This window comes from Paracoccus sp. DMF, assembly GCF_004407025.1.
GTDB lineage: Bacteria > Pseudomonadota > Alphaproteobacteria > Rhodobacterales > Rhodobacteraceae > Paracoccus > Paracoccus aminovorans_B.
Genome location: NZ_SOKV02000145.1, coordinates 1 through 1108, shown reverse-complemented (window position 1 = coordinate 1108; position 1108 = coordinate 1). Strand labels below are relative to the sequence as shown.

2 protein-coding genes and 1 pseudogene are annotated in these 1108 nt (G+C 67.5%); all 3 read left to right on the top strand.

Annotated features, from left to right (window positions below):
• A pseudogene (locus E3D03_RS20835) lies at nucleotides 1-331 on the top strand (hypothetical protein); the annotation flags it as partial.
• Nucleotides 328-528: a hypothetical protein gene (locus tag E3D03_RS20830; protein WP_028720215.1), complete on the top strand. Its 201-nt coding sequence runs from the start codon at nucleotides 328-330 to the stop codon at nucleotides 526-528. The pseudogene E3D03_RS20835 and the gene E3D03_RS20830, both read left to right, overlap by 4 nt.
• On the top strand, nucleotides 521-901 hold the full coding sequence (locus E3D03_RS20825; protein WP_263568531.1) for a DUF6362 family protein: 381 nt from the start codon (nucleotides 521-523) through the stop codon (nucleotides 899-901). The genes E3D03_RS20830 and E3D03_RS20825 overlap by 8 nt, the downstream gene beginning before the upstream one ends.
• Nucleotides 902-1108 lie beyond the last annotated feature (207 nt).

The window sequence follows — 1108 nt, the reverse complement described above, 5'->3', positions numbered from 1 at the left end:
CACCAACTGGCTGACCGAGATCGACCGGCTGTCGGGGCCAGTCGCCGCGATCTGGTTCGAGGAAGTCCGCCGCCACGCAGGCACCGACGCGAGCCACATCTACGGCGGGCTCATGGCCACGCTGACCGCATGGGCCGAGTTGCGCGGCGTGCCCTATGAGGGCGTGCCGGTCGGCACGATCAAGCGTCACGCCACCGGCAAGGGCAACGCCGACAAGGCCACGATGGTCGCCGCCGTCCGCGCCCGCGGCTTCAGCCCGGCCGACGACAACGAGGCCGACGCCATCGCCATCCTGCTCTGGGCGATCGAGACGAAGGGAGGTGCCGCATGAGATGGCACCCCCATGGCTACGGTGGCCGGCGCCGGGATCCCGAGCAGGTCAAGCGCGAGGGCTGGCAGGAACAGGGCGTCCTCGCGGTCTCCGCCGATGACGACCGCCTCACCTGGCCCGAGCGTGAACTGGTCCGCCAACTCGGCGAGAAGCTCTACGGCCCGCGCCCTTCCGACAGGGAGGCGCGTCATGGCTGATCGCGAATGGACCGCCGACGACGTCGCTGACCATTTCGAGGAGGCGTTCCGTACCCTGCACAAGCTGCCGCCGGTGAAGGTGCAGGGCTATTTCAACACCTGGCCGGAGATCGTGCGGACGAGTCGCGAGATCGCCTTCATGGAACCCGAGCCGATGCGCATCCGACCGTCGGCCGCGGCGATCACCCGGCTCGAGCAGACCTTCGACTGGGTGCTCTGGATCGAGGAAGCCGAACGGAAGCTGGTCTGGTCCCGCGCCGCCCGCGTGCCCTGGAAGCAGATCAGTGGCGAGCTCGGCTGCGACCGCACCACCGCATGGCGGCGCTGGCAGCTGGCGCTGACCAAGATCGCGGCGCGGCTGAATGCGCAGTGACTCCAATGTGTTGCAACACTTTTCCCTTCGACATCTGCAACAGATCCATGCTATTCCGAAGGCAAGATGGGGAGAGTGCGCTGGATAGCTCACTCTCCCCTTTGCGTTGACGGGGGCCACCTGGACCCCGGTATCCAGCGAGGGTCCGGCCGGGGTCCAGCCCGCGGCAGTTTCCGGTTCCTTCCTGGCGATATTCGTATGCTGGCG

Excerpts from the sequence above, each read along its gene's own strand:
- E3D03_RS20830 (WP_028720215.1), top strand. The coding sequence starts at position 328 with ATGAGATGGCACCCCCATGGCTACGGTGGCCGGCGCCGGGATCCCGAG.
- E3D03_RS20825 (WP_263568531.1), top strand. The coding sequence starts at position 521 with ATGGCTGATCGCGAATGGACCGCCGACGACGTCGCTGACCATTTCGAG.